4 protein-coding genes are annotated in these 3,809 nt (G+C 68.3%); 1 reads left to right on the forward strand and 3 read right to left on the reverse strand.

The window, feature by feature from the left end:
* Positions 1-223, reverse strand: a 223-nt coding sequence (locus DYI42_RS23390; RefSeq protein ID WP_213549462.1) for a hypothetical protein, incomplete at its 3' end; no start/stop codon positions are given.
* A gap of 94 nt (positions 224-317) precedes the next feature.
* The gene (locus DYI42_RS23395; protein WP_213549464.1) at positions 318-974 is read right to left on the reverse strand and encodes a LuxR C-terminal-related transcriptional regulator; all 657 of its coding nucleotides are present in this window, start codon (positions 972-974) and stop codon (positions 318-320) included.
* A gap of 16 nt (positions 975-990) precedes the next feature.
* On the opposite strand from DYI42_RS23395, the gene DYI42_RS23400 reads away from it, so the two are divergent.
* Positions 991-2,979 (forward strand): ATP-binding protein, encoded by a 1,989-nt coding sequence (locus DYI42_RS23400; protein WP_213549466.1) that lies wholly within the window; start codon positions 991-993, stop codon positions 2,977-2,979.
* On the opposite strand, the gene DYI42_RS23405 is transcribed toward DYI42_RS23400, so the two are convergent.
* Positions 2,976-3,809, reverse strand: an 834-nt coding sequence (locus tag DYI42_RS23405) for a hypothetical protein (RefSeq protein WP_213549468.1), incomplete at its 5' end; no start/stop codon positions are given. The two genes, DYI42_RS23400 and DYI42_RS23405, sit on opposite strands and share 4 nt — an antisense overlap.

The following is a 3,809-nucleotide window of genomic DNA, read 5'->3' on the forward strand; positions in this document are numbered from 1 at the left end:
GGCCCTTTGGGCCATGGTTGCTGGCGGGGTTTTCGAGGCAGATGCGGGGCGGGCAAGGCGCGCCAGTGCATTCGGGGCGGGCCGCCTCCGACATCATCACGATATCGCCCGCCGCGCTTTGCAGCCTGCTTGCCGCCAGCTCCGGCGGCCCGGCAAGGGCCTCATCCGGCAGGATCAGGGCCACCAGCAGGCGCAGGAGGAGGATGGTCTTTGACAGGGGCACGGCGGCGGTTCCTCGGGCTTGGCGCGGCGGGGTGCAGCGCTTGGCCTCAAAGTAGCTGTCGGGGCCGCCCCGCCCCATGGGGGGAACACCCCATTCAGAGTTCGGCGGAGGGGTCCACCAGCCCTTCGCGCAGAGCCAGGGCCATGAGTTGCGGCACCGAATGCACATCTAGCTTTTGCATCATCGAGGTGCGGTGCTTGTCGACGGTCTTGGCCGAAATGCCGAGATGAACGGCGATTTCCTTGTTGGAGTGGCCGGCGATGATCATGTTGAGGATCTGGCGCTCGCGCCCGGTGAGCTGCTCGCCTGCGGGCTTGTCCTTGAGCACCTCCATGAAACGCGCCGCGATGTGTCGCTGGCCGCGCAGGATGCCGGGCAGCCTGGCGTAGAGCTCGGTGTTGTCGTCGCCCTTGGAGAAGAGCCCATGCACCCCGGTTTCGACCAGCGAGGAGATGATGCCGACGGCGCTCACGCCGGTGAGCACCACGATGCGGGTTTCGGGGCTCCAGCGTTGCACCTCCACCACCACCTCCACGCCGCCCGCCATGGGCATCTGCACGTCGAGCAGCAGCAGCTCGGGCCGGTGGGCGCGGCAGGCGGCGATGGCCTCGAGCCCGTTTTCGGCCTCGGCGACCACGGTGATGCCGCGTTCCTCTATATGGCCGGGCGTTTCCAGCGCAGAGCGCAGCCCGCTGCGGACTATTGCATGATCGTCCGCGACAACCGCATGGTAGGCTCCACGCTCTTTCATCAATCCGTTCCTCTGAATGCCCTTGCCCGAAACCTGCCACGCCTGCCGGATTTTCCCCAGTCTTTTCGTAGTTCTGGCCTGCATTCTGCTGGGTGCGCTTCCGTTGCGGGCGGAAGGTGTGGTGCTGGCGCCGGGCGAGCAGAGCGCCGATCTGACCCCGGCGCTGCGCTACTGGGCCTCGCTGGAAACCGAGGTGCGTGAGGCCTTGGCGCAGTGGCAGGCGGGGGCGTTTGGCGCTGATCGGGTGACCACCTCCTACGGCCCCGGCTACTCGCCCGAGACATGGGCGGGCACCACGATCACCAACCCCGCGCCGCTCGACGGGCGCCCGCCCGACAGCTTTATCCTGACCTTCGATGCGCCGCTTGTCAGCGGAGTGCGGCTGTTCCTGATCCGCGCGGATGGGTTGACGGAAAACCTGATGGATTACTCCATCTTCGCCCCTTTCGACCCGCTCGATCATGCCGTGACCCGGCTGCGCGCGCCCGCCTTTACGCTTGCGCCGGGCGAAACGGTGACGCTGCTGGCCCATGTGCAGACCGGGCCGTTTCCGAGCTTCGGGATGGAGCTGCACAGCCCTGAGCAGTTGGCGCAGGCGAGTTTCGTCTGGGGGATCGGGCTGACGGCCTTTTATGCCTTTGCCATCGCCTGCCTCGTCTTCTTCTTCGGCTTTCAGGTGGCGATGGGCAGTTGGACGGGCGCGATGAACTCGGCGATGTTTGCGGCCTTTCTCGGGCTGATCGCGGTGATGGACGGGCTGTTCTGGCGGTTTTTCTATCCGCAGCATCCGGAGTGGCAATCGACCGTGGGCTTCGGGATGCTCTTTGCCATTTCGGGGGCGGGCTTTTTGATTGCCGGGGCCGGGATTGGCGCGCAGGCCCCGCGCGCCGGGCGGGCGGTTTCGGCTTTGTCGCTTTTGTCGCTGGCGGGTTTTGCCCTTTCGCTGGCCTCGCCGGGGCAGGGCACGGCGTTTCTGGCCTATGGGCTGATCGCGCTGATGCTGGTGTGCAGCATCTTCTCGGCGCGGGCGTCACAGCGGATCGGGCCGACCCCGCCGGTGGGGGCGGTGCTGCTGGCGCGGCTGGCGACCGGGGGGGCGCTGGCGGTGCTGGCGCTGATCGTCACCGGGCTGGGGAGCGCGTGGTTGGATGCGCCGCTGGCGATCCGGGCGATGTTTTTCTTCATGCTGCTGGCGACGATGACGACGCTGACGGCCAATGTCATTGCCCTGCGCCGCCGCCACCTGAGCGCGGTGGAGGCGCGGGTGGAGGCGCTGGAGGCCGAGGCGGAGCGCAGCCGCGAGCTGCTGGAGGCCGAGCGCAACTACACCCGCGCCCGGGACCTCGCCGCGCTGCGCCAGCGCCAGCTTGCCACGGCCTCGCATGATCTGCGCCAGCCGCTGATGTCGCTCAGGATGACCTTCGACACGCTGGCCGCCGAGATGAAGCCGGATGTGAAGGCGCGGCTGAACGATGCCTTCGACTACCTCGCGTCGCTGGCCACCGGCTACGTGGATGAGAGCGTGCCGGAGGCGGAGGACGCGGACGACCAAGATGTGCCCGAGCCGGAAGAGGAGGCCGAGGCCTATCCGCTTTCGGTGCCGCTGGGCACGGTGCGTCAGATGTTCGAGGGTGAGGCGGCGAGCAAGGGGCTGGCGCTGCGGGTGGCGGAGAGTTCGGCAGAAGTCACCGTGCCGCCGCTGGCGCTGATGCGCATTGTCACCAACTTGGTGTCCAACGCGATCAAATACACCACCGAGGGCCGTGTGGTGGTGGGCGTGCGGCGGGGCGGCGGCTTGCGGCTGATCGTGGCTGACACAGGGCCGGGGATGAGTGCCGACGAGCTGGCGCAGTTCAGCGCGGCCTACGCGAAGGGCGCGGCCTCCACCGGGCACGGGCTGGGGCTTTCTGTGTGTTTCGAGCTGGCGCGGGCCAATGGGCTGCGGCTGGAGGCGCGCTCGGAGCCCGGGCGGGGCACGTGCTTTACCCTGTGGCTTGAGGGTTAGGGGCAGAGCCCGGTTGTGACCCGTGCGCCGCCGCGCCCGCAGATGTTGGCGCTGCCCAGCCCGGTCACGCGCCATCCCTCGGCTTCGCGCGCCATCAGCACGCGCCAGGCCTTGCCTTCCACCGAGTCGTCGGCCCAGCCCCGGTCAAGCAGGGTCACCGCCACCGCATCGCCGCGCTGCTCCATCGAAATTTCAAGCCGTGGGCGGCCCTCTTCTTCGCTCGGGAAGTCGGGTGACACCACCTGGGCCACGTCGAGCGGCGAGGCCAGGACAGTGTCGGGCGTGGGCTCTTTGGTGAACCCGTCGAGGCTGTGGGCCACGCCGATCTCTTCCAGCACCGAGGGGGCTGCGGGGGGCCAGAGCTGCACCTCACGCCCGCCGTCGAAGCTGACGCGGGCGGTTTCCAGCGTCACCCCGAAGTCGTCGAATGCATAGTCATGCACGAAGGCGCCTTGCCCGAGGCCCGGAGCGATCGGGGCGGACATGGTGATGCGCCCGGTGGCGTCGTCTGCCTCGAAGCTGGAGACGACGGGCGACACCAGCACGCCGCCCCAAGAGGGGTTGGCCCAGTCCAGCGTGCCGTCGGTTGCATATTGAAACTGGAAATCGGGCTGGGCGAAGAAGAGCGGCTGCAATGTGCCATCGCGCTCGAGGATCAGCACCGAGAGCATGTCTTGAGCCGTCGGGCGGCAGGGAACGGCATGCAGGGTGCCGCCCGAGAAGGGCTGGCTGGAGGCCGCTTCCTCAAGCGCGCATTCGCCCGGCGCTGCGGCATCGCGCATCGCGATCAGCTCCGAAAGCTCTGCCGCCCCGGCGGGGGCGGAGAGGGC

Origin of the sequence: Vannielia litorea (assembly GCF_018424695.1) — a bacterium.
Classification (GTDB): domain Bacteria; phylum Pseudomonadota; class Alphaproteobacteria; order Rhodobacterales; family Rhodobacteraceae; genus Vannielia; species Vannielia litorea_A.